The organism is Streptomyces sp. NPDC012827, from assembly GCF_042900905.1.
Lineage (GTDB): Bacteria > Actinomycetota > Actinomycetes > Streptomycetales > Streptomycetaceae > Streptomyces > Streptomyces gulbargensis.
In genome coordinates, this window is sequence record NZ_JBIBBY010000002.1 from 470652 (window position 1) to 495991 (window position 25340).

Sequence of the window (25340 nt, forward strand, 5' to 3'; positions counted from 1 at the left end):
CCGCGGAGGTCAGTCGCGGAAGAACTCGGCCGGCTCGCTGTCCGCCATCGGGTACAGCAGCAGCCGGTCCCGCCCCTGGTGGCGGTCCTTCACCAGGAAGTTGGACTCCTGCTCGCCGCACTCCGGGTCCCAGGCCTGCGGGACGCGGGTCTGCGGGGAGAGGACGAGCGTGGTGCCGGCGCCGGCGAGGACGGCGGTCGCCGTGCAGTTGACGACGTCGGCGGTGGGCGTGCCGTCCTCGGAGAGCCGGGGCGAGCTGGTGTGGTGGCGCACCAGCGGGGCGCCGACAGGCCCCTGCGTGACCGTCAGCTCCTGCGACCAGCGTTCCGCCTGGGGGCCGTACACGTCGGTGTCGGGCTCGGTCCGCCAGGTGCCGAGGTAGGCGGCGGGGACGACCTCGGGGCCTGCCGGCACCTTCCGGAAGGTGGCCTTCGCGGTGCCCGAGGTCCAGGTGAGGACGTTCGGGGAGACGAGGGCGAGGGTCTGTCCCGCCGCCGGGGTGCAGCGCTGGGCGGGGACGCTCGCGGTGACGTCGGCGTCGCCGAGGACGAGCCGGTCCTCGTCGGCCTGCGCGAGCCGGGCCCGGCCCATGCAGAACCGCTCCGGGGTGACGTGGGTGTAGACGGCGGCCTTGCTGCCGGCCGCGCCCTGGGCGATCTCGATACGGGTGGTCTCGCGCGGGTTGTCGGCGTCCCCCCGCAGGACGCCCTCCCAGGCGCCGAGGAAGCCCGCCGGCACGATCCCGGCGGGTCGCGCGGAGCCTCCGCCCGTCCCCCCGGCCGCCCCGGTGCCCGTCCGGGGTTTTCCGTCGGCGCCCGCGCCGGACGGCCCGCCCTGCGGCCACAGGGTGTACGCGGCGGTCGCCGTCACCGCGACCGCGAGTGCCGCGAGGGCGGCGACGAGGGCCGTGCGCCCCCGGCCCCGTGGCGGTTGCGGTGGAGCGGCCGGGGGCGGCGGGGTGGCCGGGGTCGGGTCCCCGGCCACGGGGTCACCGGCCCCGGCCTCGGCCTCCAGGAGGAGGGCCGCGTGCCGGCCGAGCCGGGCGAGGACGCCGGCCGGGAGCCACGGGTCGGGCACGGGCAGGGTCGCGGCGATCTCGGCGGCGGAGGGCCGGGCGCCCGGCTCCTTGGCGAGGCAGGCCCGGATGAGCCCGGTCAGCTCGGGCGCGAGGTCCGCCAGGTCCGGTTCGTCGTGGGCGATGCGGAACAGGGTGGCGTGGACGCCGCTGTCCGCCGTCCCGAAGGGGCCCCGGCCGGTCGCCGCGTAGACGAGGACGGAGCCGAGGCAGAAGATGTCGGAGGCGGCCGTGAGCCGTTCGCCGCGCACCTGCTCGGGGGACATGAAGCCGGGGGAGCCGACGAGCGCGCCGGTGGTGGTGAGGCCGCCGTCGGTGACGGTGTCGACGGCGCGGGCGATGCCGAAGTCGATGATCCGGGGGCCGTCGACGGTCAGCAGCACGTTGGACGGCTTGAGGTCGCGGTGGACGAGCCCGGCGTCGTGGATGTGGACGAGGGCGCGGGCGAGGCCGCCGGCCAGCGCCCGTACGGTGGCGGGCGGCAGGGGCCCGTACTCCTCGGCGACGACCGTCCGCAGCGAAGGCCCGGGCACGTACCCGACGGCGACCCACGGCGCCCCGGCCGTGGTGTCCGCGCCGAGCACGGGCGCGGTGCCGGTGCCGCCGACCCGTTCGAGGGCGGCGACCTCCCGGGCGAACCGGCGCCGGAACTCGTCCTGCGCGGCGAGTTCGGCGTGCACCACCTTGACGGCCACGGTCCGTCCGCCGGCCGAACGCGCCAGGAACACCCGGCCCATCCCCCCGGCCCCGAGCCGGCCGAGCAGGCGGAACGGACCGACGGCGACCGGGTCTTCCGCGTTCAAAGGCTCCACGGGGCAAGAGGATGCCAGACCGGGCCTCACCCGTCCGCGCAGATCCGCAGGCCCTTCGGAGAGGCGCAGGGCAGATGGCCGTGGACGCGGACGACGTCCTGGCCGCCGCCCCGGGTCAGGTAGGTGAGGAAGCTGGAGGCCAGGGAGTCGGCGGGGGGTTCGCCCCAGGTGTAGGCGTACTCGGTCTCCCGGTAGGGGTAGGGCGAGGTGCCGGCCTCTTCCGGGGACGGCAGCCGCCCGTCGATCGCCACCCGGTGGAGGCCCTTCAGGCCGGTTCCGGCGCGCAGTTCGGTGTAGCCGAGGGCGCCGGGCAGGGCGGCGACGGTGGCCAGGACCTGTTCGGTGGAGTCGAGTTCGCAGCGGATCACCCGGGCCTCGGGGTCGTCGCGGCGTAGGCAGTCCTGGGAGGAGTGGGCGTGTTCGTTGCGGCCGAGGACCCGCCGCTGGAACACCTCGCGCGTGCCCGAGCCGGCGTTCCGGCTGACGAGCAGGACGGGCTGCCGGGGGCCGCCGGTGATCTCGCTCCAGTCGGTGATCTCACCCCGGTAGAGGCGGCGGATCCGGTCGCGGTCGAGGGTGTGGACGGGGGTCGAGTCGTTGACGACGAGGGTGAAGAGGGAGACGGCGACCGTGCTCTCGCGCAGCTGGGGGTGGCCGCCGGGCTTGCGCCCGTCGGAGAGGGCGATGACGGCGGGGGAGCCGTGGGAGGCCCGCGCGCCCTCCTCGGCGAGCCTCCGTATGCCGGAGGCCGAGCCGTGGGCCTCCACGACGATCCGGGAGCCGGGGCAGTCCTTCTCGTACTTCCTCGCCACGTCCCGTGCGGCGGGGGCGAAGGCGGTCGAGCCGGTGACGGTGAGGGTGCCGCGGGCGCAGCCGATGGGCGGCGGGGTGCGCTCGTGGACGACGAGGGCCGCGAGGGCCACCACGCAGACGGTGAGGGCGACGGTGACGGTCCTGGCCGCCCGGCTGAAGACGGGCGGGGTGTCGTCGGGGGTCGTACTGCGGTTGACGTGCACGTGGCCCTCGGCGATGTTGCCGTCGACGGTGACCTCGTCGCCGACCCGGCCGCCGGTCAGCAGGACGAGCACCTTGTAGTGGGCGCCCCGGTTGAGCGGCACCTTGGGGAGCTGGATGGTGGCGGCGCCCGTGGTGCCCGCCCAGCCGTCCGGGGCCCCCGTCCAGCTGTCGGGGAAGTGGCTCAGGAGGCGGGGGTGGTCGGGGGCGGTGACGACGACCGCCTTCACCCGCCGTCCGGTGAACTCGACGGTCAGCCCGTGGTCGTCCCCGTCCGTGTAGTGCTCGGCGCCGATGGCGAGGGCGCCGTCGTTCTCGATCCGCAGGAGCACGAGGCTGGCGTGGGCCAGGTCGCGGGTGGCGTCGAAGAAGCCGCGCCGCACGGTCGCGCCCCGGCTCGTGGCGGCCCGGTCCGCGGTGCCGTCGCCGATGGCCGTGTCGAGCTGGACGCGGTAGCCGACGCGCCGCTGGTGCGGCACCCGCCGCTCGTACCAGACGGCACCGGCCGAGACGAGGACGCCGAGGAGCGCCGTGACGACGGCGATGAGGTTCTCAGCGGTGAGCCAGTCCACGGGGCCGACGGTACGGACGGGTGTGCGGGCGCGGGGCGGATGTCGCCGGCCGCCACCTGGAGTTCTCCCTTCCGTCGACCGGGCCGGGACCGGTGCCCTCCGGCGGGTGCGCGCGGTCGCCCGGCGGCCCCGGCGGGGCGGGTGCGCGGGCGGGTGATCAGCGGTTGCCGGGGGTCGGGAGCGTGGGTGTAATGGCCACGAGGGGGCCTTCCGACGGAGGAGTACCCCATGCGTGTCGTCGAAGTGTCCGCCTACGGCGGTCCCGAGGTCCTCAGGATGGGCCGCCGGCCGGAGCCGGAGGCCGGGGACGTCCCGGGCAGGGTACGGGTGCGGCTCAAGGCCGCCTCCGTGAACCAGGCGGACCTGAGGATCCGGTCCGGGCGGCTCGCCGACGCCCTGGGTGACCTGAAGCCGCCGTTCGTCCTCGGTTACGACTTCGCGGGCCGGCTCGTCGACCCGGCGCCCGGCCTGCCCGAGGGCACCCGCGTCGCCGGTTTCGTGCCGTGGCGGGAGGAGGGCGGCACGGGGACGTACGCCGAGATGATCCTCGCCGACCCGGCATGGCTGGCCCCGATCCCGGACGAGGTCGACTTCACCTCGGCGGCCGTGGTGCCGCTGGCCTCCCTGACGGCGGCGCAGGCACTCGACGAGCTGAACCTGCCGGCCGGTTCCGTCCTGCTCGTGACGGGCGGCGCCGGGGTCATCGGCCGGTACGTCGTCCAGCACGCCGCCGCCCTGGGCCTGCGGGTGATCGCCGTCGCCGATCCGGGTGACGAGGCCGAGCTGAAGATCCTCGGGGCGGAGGCGGTGGTGCCGCGCGGCACGCCGACGGACGTCGTGGCCGGGGTGCTGCGCGAGGCGCCCGGCGGGGTGGACGCGGTGTTCGACACGGCCCTGATCTCCGACGCGCTGCTGCCCGCCGTCCGTGACGGGGGCGCGTTCCTCACCCTGTGGGAGGACAGCGCGCCGGTCGCCCAGCGGGACATCCGGGTCTCGCTCGCCCGGGGCCGCCCGGACGCCGCCCGGCTCAAGCGGATGCTGGAGCAGGTCGCGGCCGGTGAACTGATCACCCGGGTGGCCGATGTGCTGCCCTTGGAGGAGGCGGCCGAGGCACACCGCCGCGCCGAGGCGGGTCACCGCCCCGGCCGGATGGTCCTCCTGATCTGACCCGGTCCCCCTTCAGGAGCGGGTACGGCCCCGGGCCCCCTGTGCGGGGATCCGGGGCCGTACCGTGCGCGCGTGGGGTCAGAGACGCCGCTCCCGGTCGGTGACGTAGCGGTAGGCGTACCCGCCCTGCCGGGAGCCGGTGACGGTGGCGGTGAAGCCGAGGGCTCCGGGGCGGGGGAGGTCGAGGATCCGCTGGTGGACGGAGCCGTCGCACACCTCGGCCCCGGCGGCGGACGGCACCTCCCGGTCCGCGACCGTGAAGGCCAGTCCCACCGTGCCGCCTCCCGTGCAGACGAAGGCGAAGGTCAGGCCGCGCACGTCACCGGGCGGGGCGCGGGCGCCGTGCCGCTCCGCTCCCGCCCGGCCGTGCGGGGTGCCGTACGTCGGTCATCGTGCCGTCCTCCCGTGGAGCGGTCGACCGGCCAATCCTGGTCTAGACCTTGACAGGTTCAGACCAATACCGCTTCGCTGGCCTTCCCCCCACCGGAAGGACGCGCGCATGCGACGCCTGGTTTCCCTGTTCGCCGCCCTCTGTACGGCAGTTGGGCTCGCCCTTCTCCTCCCCGCCGCCCCGGCGGGCGCCGCCCCCGCCTGTGTGACGGCCTGGAACTCCTCCAGCGTCTACACGGGAGGCATGACCGCCTCGTACAACGGCCACAACTGGTACGCGAAGTGGTGGACGCAGAACGAGCGCCCGGGCGGCTCCGACGTCTGGCGCGACGAGGGTGTCTGCGGCACCGACGGCGGCGGCACCACCCCGCCCCCGACCACCGGATTCGTGGTCTCCGAGGCCCAGTTCAACCAGATGTTCCCGAACCGGAACCCGTTCTACACGTACGCCGGGCTGACCGCCGCCCTGAAGTCGTACCCCGCCTTCGCCACCACCGGCGGTGAGACGGTCAAGCGCCAGGAGGCCGCGGCCTTCCTCGCCAACGTGCACCACGAGACGGGTGGCCTGGTCCACGTCGTGGAGCAGAACACGGCCAACTACCCGCACTACTGCGACGCCCGCCAGCCCTACGGCTGCCCCGCCGGGCAGGCCGCCTACTACGGCCGGGGCCCGATCCAGCTCTCCTGGAACTTCAACTACAAGGCCGCCGGTGACGCCCTCGGCATCGACCTGCTGAACAACCCTTGGCGCGTCGAGCGCGAGCCGGCCGTCGCCATGCAGACCGGCCTCTGGTACTGGAACACCCAGAACGGCCCGGGCACGATGACCGCCCACAACGCCATGGTGAACGGCGCCGGTTTCGGTGAGACGATCCGCGCGATCAACGGCGCGCTGGAGTGCAACGGCGGCAACCCGGCCCAGGTGCAGAGCCGGGTCACCAAGTACCAGCAGTTCACCCAGATCCTGGGTGTCCCCGCCGGCGCCAACCTGTACTGCTAGCCGGTCAGTCCTGCCACGCGAGGAACGCGGTCCAGGCGGCGGGCTCCACGGCGAACGTGGGCCCGTCGCCGACCTTCGAGTCGCGGACGTGGACGGCGTGGGCGCACGAGGCGACCTCGACGCAGTTGCCGCCACTGCTGTCGCTGTACGACGACTTGTGCCAGTCGAAGGCGACCTCGACGCACTCCCCGCCGCCGCTGTCGCTGTAGCTGGACTTGAACCAGTGCAGGGTGTCGCTCATCTCCGTACTCCCGCCAACTCCTCGATGAGACCCAGCGACCTGCGTGGATCCAGGGCCTGTGCCCGGATCTTCGCATACCGCTGCATGTGTGTGCTGACCTTCGCCCGGTCGGTGATGAGCAGGCTCTCGCCCTGGATCTCCAGGTAGGTCACCCGGTCATGGGCCGGGGTCTCGATGACCGTCAGGTTGCCTCGATCGCCCGCGTAATCGTCGTCCAGGCCGGCATCCAGCGGCAGCACCTGAAGGTTCACGTTCCTCCTCCGCGCGCACTCCGCCAAGTGCAGGAGCTGCTCGCGCATGATCTCCTCGCTGCCGATCGGCCGCCGCAGCACCGACTCGTCCAGAACCAGCTCGATCTCGCACACCCGGCTCCGGTCGAACAGCGCCTTGCGCGCCATCCGTGCCATCACCAGCTCCTCGACGCGCTCCGGCGTGGGCTCCGGGTAGCCGCCCGCGATGAGCGCGCGGGCGTACGCCTCCGTCTGGAAGAGGCCGTGCACGACATGGTTCGCGTACAGCCACAGCGCGAGCGCCTTCTGCTCGATCGGTGCATACCCACGGAACTGCTCGGGCAGCCGCTCCAGGCGCAGCAGGTCCCGCATCTCCTCGAAGATGCCGGTGTCACCGCCGAGGACCCGCTCCAGCTGGACCAGCATCTCGTCGCTCACCGGGTGCAGCAGCCGCTCCATGGCGCTGATCGCCGCGCCGGTGTACCCCATGAGCGCCCCGAGCTGATCCTGCGTCAGTCCCCTTTTCAACCGCATTCTCTTGGCCACGGTCGCCGCCATGCGCGCCACGGGGCCTACCGGTTCCTTGTTCTCGGCTCGCGCCATTCTGTTCCCCATTCGGACTCAACCGATCTCGATCGATCTCAACTGCTCCCCGCCGAATTCGACCGCGTACGAGGGCAGTTGGCGCAGGTCAATGGGTTGCCGACGCGCCCTCCGCAGTCGTGGAAAACGCTAGCGGTGACGCGGGAACATGTCCTCGTGAATGCAGAGAATCGGGATGTCCATGTGAGTTGGATTCCACTTTCCGGATTCCATCTCCGCAAGGCGGGGGTGCAATTCGACGCGGTCCGCGTCGACGGCGAGGAGGGGCGGCGGCTGGCCGACTGGATGGAGGTGCTCACCGGCGGCGACCCCGGTCCGGTCGTGATGGAGGACAACGGCCGGCGCGGGGTCTACTTCCTCCTGCCGCCCGGCACCACGGCCCACCGTGCCTGGCCGCGCGGCGTCACCCGCTTCAACTCCGGCCCGGCGCACGTGAGCTACGTACCGGTGCCCGCCCTCACGGGCAAGACCTGGCCGCTGTCCTGGCGGTGCCTCCCGAGCGGCCCGAACCGGTTCGTCCACCCCCTCCTCCTCCGGAGCGCGGTGCGCGAACTTCTCTCCTGACGCGCGGCGAAGTAGGTCATGGCCCGACCTACTCGCCTCCTAGCCTCACCGCATGAGCGACAACGAGGACCAGCAGGCCGTCAAGGCCGTTCCCGACGGCTACACGACCGTCACGCCCTGGGTCATCGGCAGCGACACCGCCGGGCTCATCGACTACCTGGAGAGGGCCTTCGGGGCCGAGGAGGTGGGCCGCTTCGTCATGGAGGACGGTTCCGTCGGCCACGCCGAGCTGCGGATCGGCACCGGGCGGATCATGGCCTTCGACAGCCCGCCCGGCTGGGGGCCGACACCCGCCTTCGTCCGGCTGTACGTGGAGGACGCGGAAGCCGTCCACCGTCGCGCGGTCGAGGCGGGCGGCACCTCCGTCACCGAGGTCACGCACCTGTTCTTCGGCGACAAGGTGGGCCGCGTCCGCGACCCGTACGGCAACCTCTGGTGGATCCAGACCCACATCGAGGACGTGGACGAGGCGGAGATGGGCCGCCGCCTCACCGACCCGGAGTTCACCGCCGCGATGCGCTACGTGACGGGCGCCCTCCACGAGAGCACCCCGTAGGGACCGCCTCCGGACCCGCGCCGACCTGCTCGGACCCGACGACCGGAGAGTGTGCCCGAGACGCGACCGCGCCGTGCATGCAAGCTTGCATGCAGCCATGCATGCATGGTTGCACTGCAGGTTCGGGACGTACCGGAAGAGATGCGGGACCGGTTGTCGGCCATAGCGGGCGAGCGGGGGCAGTCCTTGCAGGCCTACCTCTTCGACGTGTTGGCCGACGAAGTGCGGCGCCGTGACAATCTGGCCGTGCTGCAGAGGTTCACCGCCGGGCGGTACGGGACGCGGCTCGACACGGCGGACGTTCTGGACTCGTTGCGGAGCGGGCGTTCCGAGCGCGACGAGGTGCTTGGTGCGCCGGGGGCAGAGGGGTGATCGTCGTCGACGCGTCCGTCTTCGCGTTCGCGCTGCTCGACGAGGGTCCCATGGGCGACCGGTGCCGCGCCGCCCTCGCCGCGGACAGCAGGTGGGTCGCACCGGAGCACTGGACGGTCGAGGTGCTGTCGGTGATCCGCGGCAGTCTGCTCGGCGGCAAGATCTCGAAGGACCACGCGGAGGACGCCGTCGACGCCCTCGCGAGGCTGGAGCCGGCCGTACCGCTGTCCCGTGTGCTCCTGCCCCGCATCTGGCAACTGAGGGGCAACCTCACGGCCTCCGCCGCGGCCTACGTCGCCGCGGCGGAGGTGTACGGCGGCGCACTGGTGACGGCGGACGGGCGGTTGGCGCGGGCGTCGGGTATCCGCTGCCCGGTGGACGTGATCGGCGGCTGAGCCCCCGGCGCGGCCGGACCCACGCGCTCCCGCCCCCCGGTCACCCGTTCAGTTCCTCGTAGGCCGCCGGGTCGGAGTGGTGGAAGAGGCGGTACCAGGCGTCGCGCTGCCCCTCGTACGCGCCGAGGCGGACGAAGATCTCCCGCGCGAACGCCACCGGCTCCGTCGGGCCCGCCGTGATGAGGTTCCCGTCGCGCACGGCGTCCGCCTCCACGTAGTGGTCACCGCCCCGGTAGCCCGTGGCGGCCAGGTAGGAGCGCGCGGCGCTGGTGTGCCGGCGGCCGTCGATCAGGCCCTCCCTGGCCAGCCCGGCCGTGGCGCCGCAGATCGCCGCGACGGGCACACCCGCGTCGAGGAAGGCCCGGGCCTTGGCCGTGAAGGGGGCCAGGCCGTCGCCCTCGTCGTACGTGTCGGCGCCGGGGAGGATCAGCAGGGCGCTGTCCTCGGGGCGGAGGTCGCCGAGCGCCAGATCGGGGACGATCCGGATGCCCGCGAGGGTCGTGACGGGCTCCCCGGCGGCCGGACCGACGGTCCTGATCGTGTGGCCGGCGCGGGCGAGCCAGGCCGTCGCGTGTCCCGTCTCCCAGTCGGCGAGGGTGTCGTAGACGGCGAGGTGCACGGTCGTGTTTCCGGTCCCTGTGGTCATGGCGAAAGGCTGGCAGTGACGGGCGCGCGCTGTCCACGGGAAAAGGCGGGCACCCAAGGTGTCGCGTCCCGGCCGGTCTCGGTGGACAAGATGGCCATGGCCGCTTTCACCTGCGCTTCCTTACCCTCGGACCCATGACCCCTCATGTCATCGAACCCGACCCCCAGGCCGGCGCGGCCGTCAAGGCCGCCGACCGCGCGCACGTCTTCCACTCCTGGTCCGCCCAGGGACTGATCGACCCGCTCGCCGTGGCCGGCGCCGAGGGTTCGTACTTCTGGGACTACGACGGCAACCGCTACCTCGACTTCACCAGCGGCCTCGTCTACACCAACATCGGCTACCAGCACCCCAAGGTCGTCGCCGCCGTCCAGGAGCAGGCCGGGAAGCTCGCCACCTTCGCGCCCGCCTTCGCCATCGACGTCCGCTCCGAGGCCGCACGCCTCATCGCCGAGCGCACCCCCGGCGACCTGGACAAGATCTTCTTCACCAACGGCGGCGCCGAGGCCGTCGAGAACGCCGTCCGCATGGCCCGCCTGCACACGGGCCGCACCAAGGTGCTCTCCGCCTACCGCTCGTACCACGGCGCCACCTCCACCGCGATCAACCTCACCGGCGACCCGCGCCGCTGGGCCTCCGACACCGCCTCCGCCGGCGTCGTGCACTTCTGGGCGCCCTTCCTCTACCGCTCGCCCTTCTACGCCACCACCGAGGCGGAGGAGAGCGCCCGCGCCCTCCAGCACCTGGAGGACACGATCGCCTTCGAGGGTCCGCAGACCGTCGCCGCGATCATCCTGGAGACCGTGCCCGGCACCGCCGGCATCATGACCCCGCCGCCCGGCTACCTCGCAGGCGTGCGCGAGATCTGCGACAAGTACGGCATCGTCTTCATCCTGGACGAGGTCATGGCCGGATTCGGCCGCACCGGAAAGTGGTTCGCCGCCGACCACTTCGACGTCGTGCCCGACCTCCTGACCTTCGCCAAGGGCGTCAACTCCGGCTACGTCCCGCTCGGCGGCGTCGCCATCAGCGCCGAGATCGCCGCCACCTTCGACAAGCGGCCCTACCCCGGCGGCCTGACCTACTCCGGCCACCCGCTCGCCTGCGCCGCCGCCGTCGCCACCCTGAACGTCATGGCCGACGAGAAGGTGGTCGAGCACGCCGCCCACATCGGCGAGCACGTCCTCGGCCCCGGCCTGCGCGAACTGGCCGAGCGCCACCCCTCCGTCGGCGAGGTCCGCGGCCTCGGGGTCTTCTGGGCGCTGGACCTGGTGAAGAACAAGGAGACGCGCGAGCCGCTCGTCCCGTACAACGCCGCCGGTGAGGCCAACGCGCCCATGGCCGCCTTCGCCGCCGCCGCCAGGAAGAACGGCCTCTGGCCCTTCGTGAACATGAACCGCACCCACGCCGTCCCCGCCTGCACCGTCTCCGAGGCGGAGGCCAAGGAGGGCCTCGCCGCCCTCGACGCCGCCCTCGCCGTGGCCGACGAGCACACCGCGTAACGACGGCCCCCGGGCCCCTCCTCCGTCTCGACTAGGCTCTCCGGGAGCCGGACGGAGGAGGGCCCACATGCCCGCGAGCGGAGCTGTCACCCGCAACACCCTGCGGCGGCAGATCGCGGACGCGCTCCGTGACGAGGTGCTCGCGGGGCGTCTCCAGCCGGGGGAGGAGTTCACCGTCCGGCAGATCGCCGAGCAGTACGGCGTCTCCGCCACCCCCGTGCGGGAAGCGCTCGTGGACCTCTGCGCCCAGGGGCTCCTCGACTCCGACCAGCACCGCGGCTTCCGCGTCCACGCCTTCACGGTCGCCGACTACCGGGACATGGTCGAGGCCCGGATGCTCGTCGTGGACGGCATCTTCCGCCGCCACGCCCCCCGCACCCCGCCCGCCTCCCCGGTGCCCGACGTGGGCCTGGGCGTCGCGCTCGTCTCCGTACGCCGCCGGGGCGAGGCCGCCGCCCGCGCCGCCCGCGCCGGGGACCTCGACGTCCTCATCGGCTACGACATCCGCTACTGGCGCGAACTCGCCCGGCTGATCTCGTCCAACGAGCACATCGCCGACTTCCTGCACCGGCTGCGCGTCCAGGCCTGGGTCTTCTCCGTGCCCTACCTGCGCGCCGAGCGGGAGATGCACGGCTGGCTGTGGGCCGGGCACGTGGAGCTGGTCGACGCCATCACGCGCGGCGACGGGGAGGCCGCGCTCACGGTCGTACGCGAGTACAACGCGCACTCCCTGGAGTGGGCCGACCGGCTGGAGGCCCGCGCGCCGGTCCGGTGAGCGGTGAGCCGCCCCCGGCGGCGGGTTGAGGCCAGGCTTCCAGGGGCAGGTGGTCCACGGGTGGGCGTGGCCGGCGGCGCCGACTACCCTTGCCCTCCCTGCAACTGACGGAGAGCGAGCCTCCCTTGGCCTGTGACCTGTGGCTGGTCCCCCTCGTCGACGTGCTGTGCCACAGCCCCGACAACCCCTTCGCCGAAGAGATCGCCGCCTACGACGCCGTACTCAGCGCCTCGGGCCTGCCGACCGTGCCCGTCTACGCCTACATGCCCGGTCTCTCCGGGGACGTCGCCCCGGTCGCGGGCTTCGACTACGAGGCCCTGCACTTCCTGCGCCGCGCCTACCTGCTCCAGATCTGCGGACTGCCGGTCGAGCCGGTCGGTGAACTGGGCGGGGACTACGAACAGCTCCTGGAGATGTTCGAGACGACCGCGCAGCAGTCCCACCTGGTGTGGCACTACGACCACGCGGGCGCCTACGTGCCCGTGGACTTCCCCGTCCCGCTCTCCAGCGACGAACTCCTGGAGGGCGGCGGCCCGCTCGGCTCCTCCTACGGGCTGCTGCGCGAGCTGGAGTACGTGGCACCCGCGATCGGCATCGACCCGGCGAACCCGCCGGCCGCGCCCGCCCCTCCGGAGCGGCCGACCGAGCTGGAGGAACCGGCCGCCACCGCCCCGCTCGACGGCAGCCCCTTCGCGCGGGAGCGCCATGTGTGGCTCGGCCTGCACGCGGCGGCGACCCGCAGCCTGGCCCAGGGCTCGATGATCATTCTGAGCTGAGCCGGGGCGAGCTCGGTCCGACGGCCGGTCCCGGGGCCCGGGACCGGCCGTCGGCGTGCGGCGACCCCGGCGGCCCCTCCCCGGGGGCCGCCCGGCGGCGCTCAGGCCCTCAGCGGGTCTCCGGGGGCCGCTGGCGCGGCATGTTCGGGCGGGTGCCCGGGGGCAGCGGGAAGCGGCCCGGCGATGGGGCGGGCTCCGGCCGGGCCGGGACCACGCCCGCCGACTGGAGTGCGAGCGGCGCCGGGCCCGAGCGGAACTCGACCATCCAGTCCGCCGTCTCGGCCCGTACGAGCTCGGTGATGTCCTCCGAGAAGCGGCGCAGCACCCCGAGGCACCGCTCGGCCGCCTCGCTCGCCGTGCCCTCCGTCGGGCCCAGCACCTCGCGGACGCTCTCCGAGGCCCAGTCGAACTGGAGCGCCTGGACGCGGCGCTGCACCGCCTGCGCCGTGGCCACGTCCCGCATCCAGCCCGAGGTCAGCCCGAAGTACCGGTCGCAGGCCAGACAGGCGGCGCCGAGCAGCAGCGACAGATACCCCCAGCCGGTCGTGCCCTCGGCCACCCCGCTCACGTCGAGCAGCGGCAGCGCGGCGCCGGCGATCACCCCGGCGGCCGTGCCGAACCGCAGGGCACGGGCACCACGGCGCTTCCCGCCCCGGTCGGACAGGTACCACTCGGCGGTGCGCAGCGCGTTCCCCTCCACCCACCGGTAGAGCTCGTCGAGCCGTTCGGCCGGTTCGCCCCAGTCGCCCAGGGGGAAGGGCGTACCGGTCAGATCTCGGCGGACGTCTCCCCCGGGCTGCCCCGGTGGCTGCATCTCCGGCTGCTGGCTCACCGGGGGACTCCTCTGTTCAGCTCAGCGCGCGTGTCGCTCGTGTCCTGCTGTGACGTGCGGTGCACGTGGTGCCTGCCCTTCCTACCGCCGAATGGAGGGCGATGGGCCCGGAATCCCGGGATTTCCGCCCGCAAGAGGGTGTTGATCAGGTAGAGGAGCCCGCAGTTTCTCACTCGAAAGAGTGGTGGAGGCAGGGCGCGCGGCGACCACGTAGGCTCGGCATACCGACATCCGGACGACGGTCCGGACGACCGACCCTCAGGAGTGACCGTGATTCCCGGTGGTGGCCAGCCCAACATGCAGCAGCTTCTCCAGCAGGCCCAGAAGATGCAGCAGGACCTCGCGCGGGCCCAGGAAGAGCTCGCCGCGACCGAGGTCGAGGGCCAGGCCGGCGGCGGCCTGGTCAAGGCGACCGTGACCGGCAACGGCGAGCTGCGCGGCCTGGTGATCGACCCCAAGGCGGTCGACCCGGAGGACACCGAGACCCTGGCCGACCTCGTCGTCGCCGCCGTCCAGGCCGCCAACGACAACGCGCACCAGCTCCAGCAGACCAAGCTGGGCCCGCTGGCGCAGGGCCTCGGCGGCATGCCGGGCCTGGGCTTCTGACCGCTCCCTTACTCAGGGCCGCTCTCAGCCACTACCGTAAGAATCAAGCACCCCCCGAGAAGGGCGTTCCGTTGTACGAAGGCGTGGTCCAGGACCTCATCGACGAACTGGGCAGGCTGCCCGGCGTCGGGCCCAAGAGCGCCCAGCGGATCGCCTTCCACATCCTCCAGGCGGAGCCCACGGACGTCCGGCGGCTCGCGCACGCGCTCCTGGAGGTCAAGGAGAAGGTCCGGTTCTGCGAGGTCTGCGGCAACGTGGCCCAGCAGGAGCGGTGCAACATCTGCCGGGACGAGCGGCGCGACCGGACGGTGATCTGCGTCGTGGAGGAGCCGAAGGACGTCGTCGCGATCGAGCGGACCCGCGAGTTCCGGGGGCGGTACCACGTCCTCGGCGGCGCGATCAGCCCGATCGAGGGCGTCGGCCCGGACGACCTGCGCATCCGCGAGCTGCTGGCGCGGCTCGCGGACGGCACCGTCACGGAGCTGATCCTCGCCACCGACCCCAACCTGGAGGGCGAGGCCACCGCGACGTACCTGGCGCGGATGATCAAGCCCATGGGCCTGAGGGTGACCCGGCTGGCCAGCGGCCTGCCGGTCGGCGGTGACCTGGAATACGCCGACGAAGTGACCCTCGGCCGTGCCTTCGAGGGACGGAGGCTGCTAGATGTATGACCACGTCCGGCCCGGCGCGCTCTCAGGGAGGCCCCTCGATGTCTGACCCCACGCTGCACTCCGTCACGCAGAGTCCCGACGACTTCGCGGTTCAGATCGCCGACTCCATCGAGAGCTTCATCGTGGCGACCACCGAGGTCGCCAGGGGCGACGAGCCGGACAGCGCGGTGCCGTTCCTGCTCCTGGAGGTCTCGCAGCTGCTCCTCGCGGGCGGCCGGCTCGGGGCGCACGAGGACATCGTCCCGGACGAGCGGTACGAGACGGACACGGGCCCGGAGCCGGACGTGGACGAGCTGCGGGAGCGGTTCGCGGCGCTCCTGGAACCGGTCGACGTGTACTCGGAGGTCTTCGACCCGTACGAGCCCCGCAAGGCGCCCGTCCCGGCGCGGATCTCCGACAGCCTCGCCACCATCATCGCCGACCTGCGGCACGGCCTCGCCCACTACCGGGCGGGGCGGGTCAGCGAGGCGCTGTGGTGGTGGCAGTTCTCGTACTTCTCCAACTGGGGACCGACGGCCTCGGCCACCCTCCGCGCCCTCCAGTCCCTCGTGGCCCACGTCCGCCTCGACCAGCCCCTCGCGGCGCTCGACGGCCTGGACACGGACGAGGACCTGACCGAGGACGACCTGGCGGAGGAGGCGGGCCGGGTGATGGTCCGCGAGCTGGGGGCCTCGCTGGGCCTGCGCGAACTGCGGTAACCGTCCGGCACACGGCACGGCGGCGGGGACATCCACCGGGTGTCCCCGCCGCCGTGTGCCGTCCCGGCCCACCCCGGTGATCACTGGGCGAGCACCTCGTCTCACCATGCGGTATCAGGTCGGCGTTTTCCGGTCCCTCGTTAGACTGAACCGACCGCAGTGACAGCTGCGGCAGAGACTGAGCGAGGAGCGCACGTGGGCCTTGTCGTGCAGAAGTACGGAGGCTCCTCCGTTGCCGATGCCGAAGGCATCAAGCGCGTCGCCAAGCGGATCGTGGAAGCCAAGAAGAACGGCCACCAGGTGGTCGTCGTGGTATCCGCGATGGGCGACACGACGGACGAGTTGATCGATCTCGCCGAGCAGGTATCCCCGATGCCGGCCGGCCGTGAGTTCGACATGCTGCTGACCGCCGGAGAGCGGATCTCCATGGCCCTGCTGGCCATGGCGATCAAAAACCTGGGCCACGAGGCCCAGTCGTTCACGGGAAGCCAGGCGGGTGTCATCACCGACTCGGTCCACAACAAAGCGCGCATCATCGATGTCACGCCGGGCCGGATCCGTACCGCCCTCGACGAGGGCAACATCGCCATCGTCGCCGGCTTCCAGGGTGTCTCCCAGGACAAGAAGGACATCACCACGCTCGGCCGCGGCGGCTCGGACACGACCGCCGTCGCCCTGGCCGCCGCGCTCGACGCCGAGGTCTGCGAGATCTACACCGACGTCGACGGCGTCTTCACGGCCGACCCGCGGGTCGTGAAGAAGGCGAAGAAGATCGACTGGATCTCCTTCGAGGACATGCTGGAGCTGGCCGCCTCCGGCTCCAAGGTGCTGCTGCACCGCTGCGTCGAATACGCGCGCCGCTACAACATCCCGATCCACGTCCGCTCGTCCTTCTCGGGCCTCCAGGGCACGTGGGTCAGCAACGAACCGCTCTCCGACGCAAAGGACCAGAAGGTGGAGCAGGCCATCATCTCCGGTGTCGCCCACGACACCTCCGAGGCGAAGATCACCGTCGTCGGCGTCCCGGACAAGCCGGGCGAGGCCGCGGCCATTTTCCGGGCCGTCGCGGACGCCGAGATCAACATCGACATGATCGTGCAGAACGTGTCCGCCGCCTCCACCGGCCTGACGGACATCTCCTTCACCCTCCCCAAGGCCGAGGGCCGCAAGGCCATCGACGCCCTGGAGAAGGCGAAGGCCTCGATCGGCTTCGACTCGCTGCGCTACGATGACCAGATCGGCAAGATCTCCCTGGTCGGCGCGGGGATGAAGACCAACCCGGGCGTCACCGCGGACTTCTTCCGCGCCCTGTCCGACGCGGGCGTGAACATCGAGCTCATCTCGACCTCCGAGATCCGCATCTCGGTCGTCACCCGCGCCGACGACGTCAACGAGGCCGTGCGCGCCGTCCACACCGCCTTCGGCCTGGACAGCGACTCGGACGAGGCCGTCGTCTACGGAGGCACCGGCCGATGACCCCGAAGCCGACGCTCGCGGTCGTGGGAGCGACCGGGGCGGCCGGCTCGGTGATGCTCCGGATGCTCACGCAGCGCGCGGACGTCTGGGGCGGCATACGCCTCGTCTCCTCCCCCCGTTCCGCCGGCCGCAAGGCGGAGGTACGGGGGGAGGAGTGCAAGATCCTCGCGCTCGGCGAGGAGGTCTTCGACGGCGTCGACCTGGCCCTCTTCCTCGTGCCCGAGGCGGTGGCGGCCCGGTGGGCGCCCGTGGCCGTCTCCAAGGGCGCCGTCGTGGTGGACACCTCCGCGGCCTTCCGGGACGAGCCGGACGTGCCGCTCGTCGTCCCCGAGATCAACGCCCACGCCGCCCGCGTACGGCCCCGGGGCATCGTCGCCAGCCCCGGCTGCACCACCCTCGCGCTGATCATGGCGGTGGGCGCCCTGCAGGCCGAGTTCGGGCTGACCGAACTCGTCGTCACCGCCCAGCAGGCCGCCGGCGGCGCCGGAGCCGGCCGGGCGGGCGTCGCGACGCTCCGCGCGCAGCTCGGCCTGGTGGCCGGCGGCGGCGAACTCGGCACCCGGCCCGGTGACGTCCGCCGGGCCGTCGGCGACGGCACCGGTCCCTTCCCCGGCCCCCTCGCGCTCAACGTCCTGCCCTGGTCGGGTACGGCCGGTGCCGACGGTGCCTCCTCGGAGGAGGAGCGGATCAGGGAGGAGACCCGCAAGATCCTCGGCCGGCCGGCCCTGCGGATCGCCGCGACCTGTCTGCGCGTCCCCGTGGTCGCCGGGCACTCCGTCACCGTGCACGCCCGCTTCGAGCGGCCCGTCGAGGTCGGCCGCGCCCACGAGGTGCTGGCCACCGCGCCCGGCGTGGTCCTCTTCGACGATCCGGCCGCGGGCGGCTTCCCCACCCCCGCCGACGTCGCGGGCACCGACCCCGCCTGGGTCGGCCGGGTGCGGCGCTCCATGGACGACGAGCGGGCGCTCGACCTCTTCGTCTGCGCCGACAACCTCCGCAAGGGCGGGGCCCTCAACGCCCTCCAGATCGCGGAGACGGTCGTCGCCGCGACCGCGGAGTCGGTTTTTGTAGGATCTGTGAACGACCTGTGAGCAAAGAAGCGTCAGATATTGCTGGAACGCTCTTGAACTGCGGCGATGCCGTGACTGACGATGCTTTTCCCCCTTGCTGCAACCAGTAGTCGGGAGGGGTGCGTCTCTGCGTGCACTCACGACCATGTGACGCGGAACACGCTGGGAAGCGGGGCATAGGGGGAGAACGGTTACGCATGAGGACATTCGGCTCACCGCCAAAAACGGTGGCGTACGCGTACAACCCTGCCGGGGGAAGACGTGTCCAACAGGCGTGGCAGAGGTACTCGACATCGTGGCGATCGCCCCGCGCGGAGCGGGCACGGCCGTGCTCCCCGTCCGGGACGCCGGCGCCGTTCCCGCACGCGCCGCCGCGGCCCGTCCCCTCGGACGGCCGCGCGCGCTCGGCGGCATGCCGGTGATCGCCCCCGTGCCCATCGGATCCCGCACCGGCGAGGTGCACGGCATTCCGGCGCCGCGCGGCGGCGCCGACGACTCCGCCACCCCCGCCACGGCCCTCCCCGGCGGCGTCTCCGCCCTCGGCACCGCCGCCGCCGGCACCACCGTCGACCACCTCACCGAGACCTACCGGGCCCATTACCGGTCCCTCCTGGGCCTCGCGGCGCTCCTCCTCGACGACACCGCCTCCTGCGAGGACGTCGTCCAGGAGGCGTTCATCCGCGTCCACTCCGCCCGCAAGCGGGTGCGCGACCCGGAGAAGACCCTCGCCTACCTGCGCCAGACCGTCGTGAACCTCTCCCGGTCCGCGCTGCGCCGCCGCATCCTCGGACTGAAGCTGCTGTCCAAGCCGATGCCGGACATGGCGAGCGCGGAGGAGGGGGCGTACGACCAGCTGGAGCGCGACGACCTCATCAAGGCCATGCGCGGGCTCCAGCGGCGCCAGCGCGAGGTGCTCGTCCTCCGTTACTTCGCGGACATGACCGAGTCCCAGGTCGCGGAGACCCTCGGGATATCCCTGGGTTCGGTGAAGGCGTACGGCTCACGGGGCATCGCGGCGCTGCGCGTCGCGATGGAGGCGACGACATGAGCGGCCCGGCGGAACGCGACGACCTGAGTGGACATCGGATGCTGAACATCGAGCCCGGCCGGTCCGGCGAGGCCGGCGACGGCGCGGACGGCCTGCCGGGCGGCGGCGTCGCGGGCGGTGTCCCGGACGGCGACGACGAGCCGGCGCTGCGGCGGCTGCTCCAGGGCGCGGTGGCGGGCCTGGAGCCCTCCAGCGGCGCCCTGGAGCACCTGCGCCGGGCCGTGCCCGCGCGCCGCGCCCGCAAGCGGCAGGCCGTCGTCGGCGTCGCCGCCGCGGCCGTCCTCATCGGCACGGCCGTCCCCGCCTTCGTGCACGTCGCCTCCTCCGAGGGGGTCACCGCGGCCAACCCCGTCAACGCCGGGCACGGCGAGCAGGCCCAGGGCGGCACCGGCACCGAGACCGGTGTCGAGGGCGGCGGCCGGACGTCCGAGACACCGGCGAGCAGCGCGTCGCCCAGCCAGGGCGTGAGCGCCGGTGCCACGGGTCCGCAGCAGCCCACGTTCGCCGGTGGGACCACGGTCTCCGCCGGCGCGTCCCTGCCGCCCGGTTCGGCGCCCCGCTGCGCGGCCGGCCAGCTGGGCGTCGGCGCGGCGGAGGCCGGGGCTCCCGGCGCCGACGGCGCGGTGTACGGCACCTTCCGGATCGCCAACGTCTCCGCGCGGGCCTGTGTCGTCGACGGCGGCGGGGGCATCGGCTTCGAGGCCAGGGGCGCCGCCGACCCGGCCCGGATCTCGGTCGTCCGGCACACCGCCGGCGACCCGGCGGGCGGCCTGCCCGATCCCACGCGCGAGGTGACCTCGCTCCTGCTGGAGCCGAACGCCGCGTACGAGGTGCGGTTCGCCTGGATCCCCAGCGACACCTGTCCGACGACGGGGCCGACCGAGCCGCCGACCTCCCCGCCCACCGAGCCGACGGCCACCCCGCCGTCGACGGCCACGCCGTCCACGGGCACGGGTGGCACCGAGCCCACCTCCGGCACGGGCGACGGCGGCACCGGCGACACGGGCACCGGCTCCGGCGGATCCGGCTCGGGCGCGAGCGGCGACACGGGTACGGGCACCGACGCCGAGGGCACGAGTCCCCAGCTCCTCCGCGCGGACACCCCCGCCGAGGGCAGCGTCTCCCTCACCCACATCCCCGCCCCCGCGGCCCCTCCGGCCACGGTGACGGTTCCCCACGCCTGCGCGGGCACGGTCTACCGCACGGGCCTGCTCCCGAGCGCCTGACGGGGACGACAGGGCCACCGGCCGGCTCGCCCCCGGGCCCGCCCGCCCGCGACCGCCCGGCCGCGGGCCGGGCACCTGCCGGCAGGGGAGCGCCGCCACGGGACGCGGAGAGCGGGACGCGGCGGCGCCGCGTCTACGCCTCCGTCAGGCCCAGCGCCTCGTCCCGGGAGGCCTCCGCCTCGCGGCGGACCAGGCGGAACCACATGAAGACGACGAAGCCGGCGAAGACGAACCACTCGGCCGTGTAACCCAGGTTCTGGAAGGCCTTCGCGTCCAGGCCGGTGCCCGCCGCGGCCGAGGCCGGGACCGGGGTGAGGCCCGCGGGGGACTCCGTGAGCGTGATCCACGCGTCGTACACGTCGTCCGGCACCACGTTCACCAGGGCCGCCGCGCTGATCATGCCGAGCTGCCCCTCGGGCAGCCCGCCCGCCGCGCGAACCCCCTTCGTGCCCGGGTTCTCCGAGGCCTGGAGCGCGCCGACGACCGTGACCTCGCCGGACGGCGCGGCCGGGGCCTGGGCGCCCTGCGGGAGCCAGCCCCGGACCACCGGGAGCGACCGGCCGCCGTCCGTCCGCAGCAGCGTCAGGACGTAACTGCCGGACCGGCCGTCCAGCTCCCGGTCGGGGACCAGGAACTGCTCACCGAAGCGGCCGCGCGCCTCGGCTGGGCGGCCCGAGGTCTCCTTGTCCACCGGCAGCAGCGAGTCCAGCGGCGCCGGCTTCCCCGTCCCGGCGGCCGGCCGCCGCTCCGTCTCCTGGTGGGAGTCGACGCGGTCCTCGAACTTGCCCAGCTGCCACGTCCCCATGAACACGCAGAACGGGATCGCGAGCAGCACGAAGAGGTTGATCCCCCACCAGCGGGGCGTTCTCAGGAACCGGTACACGCCCCCCACGGTACGCAAACCGGCTCAGCTCCCCACCGGCCGGGTCCCCAGATGCCTCGCCGCGAAGGCGAGGTCCAGGGCGACCTGCTTGATGCGCTCCTCCACCACCAGCGACCCGTGCCCCGCGTCGTACCGGTACACCTCGTGCACCGCGCCCCGGGCCGCCAGCCGGTCCACGTAGTTGTCGATCTGGCGGATCGGGCAGCGCGGGTCGTTGACGCCGGCCGAGATGTGCACCGGGGCCTTCACCGCGTCGACGTACGTCAGCGGCGACGAGGCCGCGTACCGCTCGGGCACCTCCTCGGGGGAGCCGCCCAGCAGCGTCCGGTCCAGCGCCTTCAGGGCCTCCATCTCGTCCTCGTACGCCGTCACGTAGTCCGCGACCGGGACCGCCGCGAGCCCCACCGCCCAGTCGTCCGGCTGCGTGCCCAGACCGAGGAGCGTCAGGTATCCGCCCCACGAGCCGCCCGACAGGACCAGGCGCTCCGGGTCGGCCAGGCCGCTGCCCACCGCCCAGGCGCGGACCGCCGCGATGTCCTCCAGCTCGATGAGACCGACCCGGTGCTTCAGCGCGTCCGTCCACTCCCGGCCGTACCCGGTGGAACCCCGGTAGTTGACCCGCACCACCGCGTACCCGTGGTCGATCCAGGCCGCCGGGCCCGCCGCGAACGCGTCGCTGTCGTGCCAGGCCGGACCGCCGTGCACCTCGAAGACCGTCGGGAACGGGCCCTCGCCCTCGGGCCGCTGCACGAGCGCGTGCACCCGACCCCCCGGCCCCTCCACCCACACGTCCTCCACCGGCACCGACGGCGGCGCCTTCGGCCCCGGCGGGTCGAGGACGATCCCGCCCGCCGTGGACCGCACGACCGGCGGCAGCGCGGCCGAGGACCACAGGTACTCCACGGAGCCGTCCGGCCGGGCCGTCGCGCTCGACACCGAACCGGCCGGGGTCTCCACCCGCACCAGGGCGCGCGTCGCGATGTCGTACCGCCACAGCTCGCTGCGCGCCTCGAAGCTGTGCACGATCAGCAGGCCGGTGCCGTCCGGATACCACTCCGCCGACACGTCACCCGGCAGGTCGAGCCCGAGGTCCGTCTCGGTGCCCGTCACCACGTCCCACAGCAGCGGCTCCCAGCGCCCCCGCCGCTGGTGCCCGACGAGCAGCCGGGTGTCCCCGTCCACCGGCGCGAAGCCCAGGACCGCGAGCCCCAGCTCCTCGGTGCCGCCCTTGGTGTCGTCCAGCTCCGCCACCACGCCCCCGTCCGAGGCCCGCAGCACCCGCAGCGCCGAGTGCATCGCGTCCCCGTGCTCGGTGTGCTCGACCGCGATCAGGGCGCCGTCGTGCGACAGGTCCCCGACCCCGGCCGACTCCCGGTGCCGGTAGATCTCGACCGGGGCCGCCGCGCCGGGACGCACGAGATGCACCGTCGAGCCCTCCTCGTCGGTGGAACGGCCCACCACCACCGTCCCGTCCCGGCCGAGGGCCAGGCCCGCCGGATAGGAGGCGGCGAGACCGGGCACGGCCGGTTCGTCGGGGCCGCCCCCGAACGGCTGGCGCATCCACACCCCGAACTCGTCCCCGTCGGTGTCCGCGAACCACCAGATCCACGCCCCGTCCGGGGATAGCGTGCCGTCCGTCGTGCCGTTCGGCCGGTCCGTCACCTGCCGCTGCTCGCCGGTCGCCCGGTCCCAGGCGTACAGCTCGTACGTCCCCGTCGCGTTGGACACGAACAGCGAGCGGTCGGGGGCCTCCTCGGCCCATTCGGGCAGGGAGACGCGCGGGGCCCGGAAGCGCTGCTCCCAGACCGGGGTGCCGGTGGCCTTGCTCTCAGTCATGCCCCCCATCATGCTCCGCCCGGCCCGTAATGCGGTCGCGCCCTCCGCAACCTGTGGATAACCTCGCCGCCATGTACTCTCCGACGCCCGAGGACTGGTTCGAGGGAAACCGCGCCCGCTGGGACGAACGCGTCCCGATCCACGCGGCGAGCGCGTTCTACGACCTCGACTCCTTCCGCGCGGGCAAGGACCCCCTGCGCGACTTCGAACGCGCGGAGGTCGGGGACGTCACCGGGCGCTCCCTCCTCCACCTCCAGTGCCACATCGGCCTGGACACCCTCTCCTGGGCCCGGCACGGCGCCGCGCACGTCGTCGGCCTGGACTTCTCCGAGCCCGCCGTCGAGACCGCCCGCTCCCTCGCCGCCGGCCTCGGCCTGACGCCCGACCGCGCCGCCTTCGTCGCCGCCGACGTGCACGACGCCGCCGAGGCCGTCCCGGACCCCGCGTACGACATCGTCTACACCGGCGGCGGGGCCCTGTGCTGGCTGCCCGACCTCGACCGCTGGGCGGAGACCGCCGCCTCGCTCGTCGCCCCGGGCGGCTTCCTGTACGTGGCGGAGTTCCACCCGCTCACCGACTCGCTGGACGACGAGACCGGCACCCGGGTCGTGCACGACTACTTCGTCCGCGACCCGTGGGTGGACAGCACCCCGGGCACGTACGCGGACCTCGACGCCCCCACCGTCCACAACCGCAGCGTGGAGTGGGTCCACCCGGTCGGCGAGGTCGTCACGGCCGTCGCGAAGGCGGGCCTGCGCGTCGAGTTCCTCCACGAGCACGACGCCACCCTGTTCCCCCGCTACGGGACGCTCCAGCGGCACGACGACGGCTACTACCGCTTCCCGGCCGGGCGCCCCCGCGTCCCTCTCATGTACTCGCTCAAGGCCTCGCGCCCGGTGTCCTGAGTGCGCGGCCGTCAGTCGCCGGTGTCCGGGCGGACATGACGCACCCGGCGGCCGTCCGGACCGAGGACCTGCGCCCCTATCTTGTGGGTGCGCAGGGACAGCAGCGTGCCCGTGATCCGCAGCGCCGGCGCCGCCCGCACCAGCGTCGCCGTCACCTCGTGCAGCTCGTCGACGGTCCGCAGCCACATGGCGAGGGCCAGGTTGCACGGCCCGGTGACCGAGGTGATCAGCCGGGTGCGGCGCAGCCGGCTCAGCGCCGCCACCGTCGTCGGCTCCTCCGCCGGCGGCACCTCGGCGGTGACCATCGCCCACACCGGCCGCCCGGAGAACCGGGGAGCCGGCAGGCAGTGGTGGTGCAGCGCCCCGCCCGCCGCGAGGACGTCCAGCCTCCGCCGTACCGTCGACTCGCTCGTCCCGCATTGCCGGGCCAGCTCCGCCGCGCTGCGCCGGGCGTCCCCCGCCAGCTCCGCGATCAGCCGCCGGTCCAGCTCCGTGACGTGGGGGTACCCGCGCGCGTGCGCCCGGTTCCGGCGGTCGGCCCCCGTGAGCTCCCGCAGCAGCTCCACCTGGCCGGGGGTGAGCTGCTCGATCCGCGACCGGTACGGCCGGTTGTGCAGCCGCGTGACCACCTGCGTACGGGAACGGATCACTCCGGGCAGGCGGCGCACCCGGCGTGCCAGATAGCCGTCGAGCGCGTACAGGTCCGGGCAGACCACCAGCAGCACCAGGTCGGCGTCGCCCGTCACCTGGTGGACGCCGAGCGTGCACGGGTCGCCCGCGACCTCGACCGCCGTGTCCTCGGTGCGGGCGGCGACGCACTCGAGCTCGATCCAGGCGTACAGCGCCGCGTCCGCGCCCCGCCGGGCGGCGAGCAGCGAACTCCAGGCGTATCCACCGGCGGTGAGGTGCTCCCAGCGGCGGGCGAGGGTGTCGGGGCTCACCCCCAGGACGGACGAGAGCTGCGTCCAGCTGGCGCGTGGGGCTATCTGGAGTGCGTGGATCAATGACAGATCCGCCTCTCCGAGGACGGATTCCCCGGTACGCATTTCCCTCCTTGGCCGATCCCTGGCAAACCTCGGACGGGGGCACCGGAGCGCTCCAGGATGGGTGCCGGGACGTATGCATTCAAGCCGTAACGGTGGCCGTCCGCCATCGAGTCGGGCATAAGTCACAGGTGTCGGACAGAGTACGAGCACGGGGGCTGGGCGTATGGGAGGCAGGACGGGCACGGGTACGGGACCGGGCGCGGGGCCCGAGCCGGGACGGGAGACGGTGACGAGGGCGACGACGCCCCCGCGGCCCCATCCGGTTCCGCTCCGCGTCCCGGGCGCGATCGAGGTCCCGCCACCGGTCGCGGGGCCGTGGCCTGGGACGACGGGTACGGAGCAGGGCCCGGGGACGC

The 25340-nt window shown here is 73.4% G+C and carries 27 protein-coding genes; 17 read left to right on the forward strand and 10 right to left on the reverse strand.

What is annotated here, in order from left to right; translation table 11 throughout:
• Nucleotides 1-9: 9 nt before the first annotated feature.
• Nucleotides 10-1887, reverse strand: a complete 1878-nt coding sequence (locus tag ACFY60_RS05590; protein WP_388609521.1) for a serine/threonine-protein kinase — start codon at nt 1885-1887, stop codon at nt 10-12.
• A 26-nt stretch (nt 1888-1913) separates the two neighbouring features.
• Nucleotides 1914-3473, reverse strand: a complete 1560-nt coding sequence (locus tag ACFY60_RS05595) for a substrate-binding domain-containing protein (protein ID WP_388609519.1) — start codon at nt 3471-3473, stop codon at nt 1914-1916.
• Between the two features lie 228 nt (nt 3474-3701).
• On the opposite strand from ACFY60_RS05595, the gene ACFY60_RS05600 reads away from it, so the two are divergent.
• Complete coding sequence (locus tag ACFY60_RS05600) at nt 3702-4640, forward strand: NADP-dependent oxidoreductase (RefSeq protein ID WP_388609517.1); 939 nt, start codon at nt 3702-3704, stop codon at nt 4638-4640.
• Nucleotides 4641-4718: 78 nt separating this feature from the next.
• On the opposite strand, the gene ACFY60_RS05605 is transcribed toward ACFY60_RS05600, so the two are convergent.
• Nucleotides 4719-4958, reverse strand: a complete 240-nt coding sequence (locus tag ACFY60_RS05605) for a hypothetical protein (RefSeq protein WP_388609515.1) — start codon at nt 4956-4958, stop codon at nt 4719-4721.
• Nucleotides 4959-5139: 181 nt separating this feature from the next.
• Here ACFY60_RS05605 and ACFY60_RS05610 point away from each other — a divergent pair, with 181 nt between their 5' ends.
• Nucleotides 5140-6030 (forward strand): glycoside hydrolase family 19 protein, encoded by an 891-nt coding sequence (locus ACFY60_RS05610; protein WP_309051886.1) that lies wholly within the window; start codon nt 5140-5142, stop codon nt 6028-6030.
• A 4-nt stretch (nt 6031-6034) separates the two neighbouring features.
• Here ACFY60_RS05610 and ACFY60_RS05615 read toward each other — a convergent pair whose 3' ends face one another.
• Nucleotides 6035-6271, reverse strand: coding sequence for a DUF397 domain-containing protein (locus ACFY60_RS05615; RefSeq protein WP_388609513.1), 237 nt, complete (start codon nt 6269-6271; stop codon nt 6035-6037).
• Entirely contained in the window at nt 6268-7104 is an 837-nt protein-coding gene (locus ACFY60_RS05620) for a helix-turn-helix transcriptional regulator (RefSeq protein ID WP_388609511.1), read from the reverse strand. Before ACFY60_RS05620 ends, ACFY60_RS05615 begins: the two co-directional genes overlap by 4 nt.
• 156 nt (nt 7105-7260) lie before the next feature.
• Between ACFY60_RS05620 and ACFY60_RS05625 the strand changes: the two genes are divergently transcribed.
• The 4 genes from ACFY60_RS05625 to ACFY60_RS05640 all read left to right on the forward strand — a co-directional run bounded on the left by ACFY60_RS05625 (nt 7261) and on the right by ACFY60_RS05640 (nt 8991).
• Nucleotides 7261-7668 (forward strand): hypothetical protein, encoded by a 408-nt coding sequence (locus ACFY60_RS05625; protein ID WP_388609509.1) that lies wholly within the window; start codon nt 7261-7263, stop codon nt 7666-7668.
• Nucleotides 7669-7720: 52 nt separating this feature from the next.
• Nucleotides 7721-8224: a VOC family protein gene (locus ACFY60_RS05630; RefSeq protein ID WP_388609508.1), complete on the forward strand. Its 504-nt coding sequence runs from the start codon at nt 7721-7723 to the stop codon at nt 8222-8224.
• A gap of 105 nt (nt 8225-8329) precedes the next feature.
• Nucleotides 8330-8596, forward strand: a complete 267-nt coding sequence (locus tag ACFY60_RS05635; protein ID WP_388609506.1) for a hypothetical protein — start codon at nt 8330-8332, stop codon at nt 8594-8596.
• A complete protein-coding gene (locus ACFY60_RS05640; RefSeq protein WP_388609504.1) occupies nt 8593-8991 on the forward strand; it encodes a type II toxin-antitoxin system VapC family toxin in 399 nt (132 codons plus the stop codon). Before ACFY60_RS05635 ends, ACFY60_RS05640 begins: the two co-directional genes overlap by 4 nt.
• A gap of 40 nt (nt 8992-9031) precedes the next feature.
• On the opposite strand, the gene ACFY60_RS05645 is transcribed toward ACFY60_RS05640, so the two are convergent.
• On the reverse strand, nt 9032-9637 hold the full coding sequence (locus ACFY60_RS05645) for a DJ-1/PfpI family protein (RefSeq protein ID WP_388609502.1): 606 nt from the start codon (nt 9635-9637) through the stop codon (nt 9032-9034).
• A gap of 134 nt (nt 9638-9771) precedes the next feature.
• Between ACFY60_RS05645 and ACFY60_RS05650 the strand changes: the two genes are divergently transcribed.
• The 3 genes from ACFY60_RS05650 (at nt 9772) to ACFY60_RS05660 (ending at nt 12687) form a co-directional block, all read left to right on the forward strand.
• Nucleotides 9772-11136 (forward strand): aspartate aminotransferase family protein, encoded by a 1365-nt coding sequence (locus ACFY60_RS05650; RefSeq protein WP_388609500.1) that lies wholly within the window; start codon nt 9772-9774, stop codon nt 11134-11136.
• A 67-nt stretch (nt 11137-11203) separates the two neighbouring features.
• Nucleotides 11204-11911, forward strand: coding sequence for a GntR family transcriptional regulator (locus tag ACFY60_RS05655; protein WP_388609498.1), 708 nt, complete (start codon nt 11204-11206; stop codon nt 11909-11911).
• 125 nt (nt 11912-12036) lie between these two features.
• Nucleotides 12037-12687 (forward strand): hypothetical protein, encoded by a 651-nt coding sequence (locus ACFY60_RS05660; RefSeq protein ID WP_388609497.1) that lies wholly within the window; start codon nt 12037-12039, stop codon nt 12685-12687.
• A 109-nt stretch (nt 12688-12796) separates the two neighbouring features.
• Here the strand turns inward: ACFY60_RS05660 and ACFY60_RS05665 are convergent, their stop codons facing one another.
• The gene (locus tag ACFY60_RS05665; RefSeq protein ID WP_309051887.1) at nt 12797-13501 is read right to left on the reverse strand and encodes an SLATT domain-containing protein; all 705 of its coding nucleotides are present in this window, start codon (nt 13499-13501) and stop codon (nt 12797-12799) included.
• Nucleotides 13502-13789: 288 nt separating this feature from the next.
• Here ACFY60_RS05665 and ACFY60_RS05670 point away from each other — a divergent pair, with 288 nt between their 5' ends.
• The 7 genes from ACFY60_RS05670 to ACFY60_RS05700 all read left to right on the forward strand — a co-directional run bounded on the left by ACFY60_RS05670 (nt 13790) and on the right by ACFY60_RS05700 (nt 20314).
• Nucleotides 13790-14125 (forward strand): YbaB/EbfC family nucleoid-associated protein, encoded by a 336-nt coding sequence (locus tag ACFY60_RS05670; protein WP_309051877.1) that lies wholly within the window; start codon nt 13790-13792, stop codon nt 14123-14125.
• Between the two features lie 71 nt (nt 14126-14196).
• Nucleotides 14197-14796 (forward strand): recombination mediator RecR, encoded by a 600-nt coding sequence (gene recR / locus ACFY60_RS05675; protein WP_309051876.1) that lies wholly within the window; start codon nt 14197-14199, stop codon nt 14794-14796.
• Between the two features lie 38 nt (nt 14797-14834).
• Nucleotides 14835-15494, forward strand: coding sequence for a DUF5063 domain-containing protein (locus ACFY60_RS05680; RefSeq protein ID WP_309056599.1), 660 nt, complete (start codon nt 14835-14837; stop codon nt 15492-15494).
• Nucleotides 15495-15689: 195 nt separating this feature from the next.
• The gene (locus ACFY60_RS05685; RefSeq protein WP_309055468.1) at nt 15690-16970 is read left to right on the forward strand and encodes an aspartate kinase; all 1281 of its coding nucleotides are present in this window, start codon (nt 15690-15692) and stop codon (nt 16968-16970) included.
• Entirely contained in the window at nt 16967-18061 is a 1095-nt protein-coding gene (locus ACFY60_RS05690) for an aspartate-semialdehyde dehydrogenase (RefSeq protein ID WP_388609493.1), read from the forward strand. Before ACFY60_RS05685 ends, ACFY60_RS05690 begins: the two co-directional genes overlap by 4 nt.
• Nucleotides 18062-18314: 253 nt before the next feature.
• The gene (locus ACFY60_RS05695; RefSeq protein ID WP_388609491.1) at nt 18315-19088 is read left to right on the forward strand and encodes a SigE family RNA polymerase sigma factor; all 774 of its coding nucleotides are present in this window, start codon (nt 18315-18317) and stop codon (nt 19086-19088) included.
• On the forward strand, nt 19085-20314 hold the full coding sequence (locus ACFY60_RS05700; protein WP_388609489.1) for a hypothetical protein: 1230 nt from the start codon (nt 19085-19087) through the stop codon (nt 20312-20314). Before ACFY60_RS05695 ends, ACFY60_RS05700 begins: the two co-directional genes overlap by 4 nt.
• 133 nt (nt 20315-20447) lie before the next feature.
• On the opposite strand, the gene ACFY60_RS05705 is transcribed toward ACFY60_RS05700, so the two are convergent.
• Both ACFY60_RS05705 and ACFY60_RS05710 read right to left on the reverse strand, forming a co-directional pair.
• A complete protein-coding gene (locus ACFY60_RS05705; RefSeq protein ID WP_309053619.1) occupies nt 20448-21197 on the reverse strand; it encodes an SURF1 family protein in 750 nt (249 codons plus the stop codon).
• Nucleotides 21198-21221: 24 nt separating this feature from the next.
• On the reverse strand, nt 21222-23042 hold the full coding sequence (locus ACFY60_RS05710) for a prolyl oligopeptidase family serine peptidase (protein WP_388609487.1): 1821 nt from the start codon (nt 23040-23042) through the stop codon (nt 21222-21224).
• A gap of 62 nt (nt 23043-23104) precedes the next feature.
• Between ACFY60_RS05710 and ACFY60_RS05715 the strand changes: the two genes are divergently transcribed.
• Entirely contained in the window at nt 23105-23938 is an 834-nt protein-coding gene (locus ACFY60_RS05715; protein ID WP_388609485.1) for a class I SAM-dependent methyltransferase, read from the forward strand.
• 11 nt (nt 23939-23949) lie between these two features.
• Here the strand turns inward: ACFY60_RS05715 and ACFY60_RS05720 are convergent, their stop codons facing one another.
• Nucleotides 23950-24942, reverse strand: coding sequence for an Lrp/AsnC family transcriptional regulator (locus tag ACFY60_RS05720; protein WP_388609483.1), 993 nt, complete (start codon nt 24940-24942; stop codon nt 23950-23952).
• Nucleotides 24943-25340: the final 398 nt, after the last annotated feature.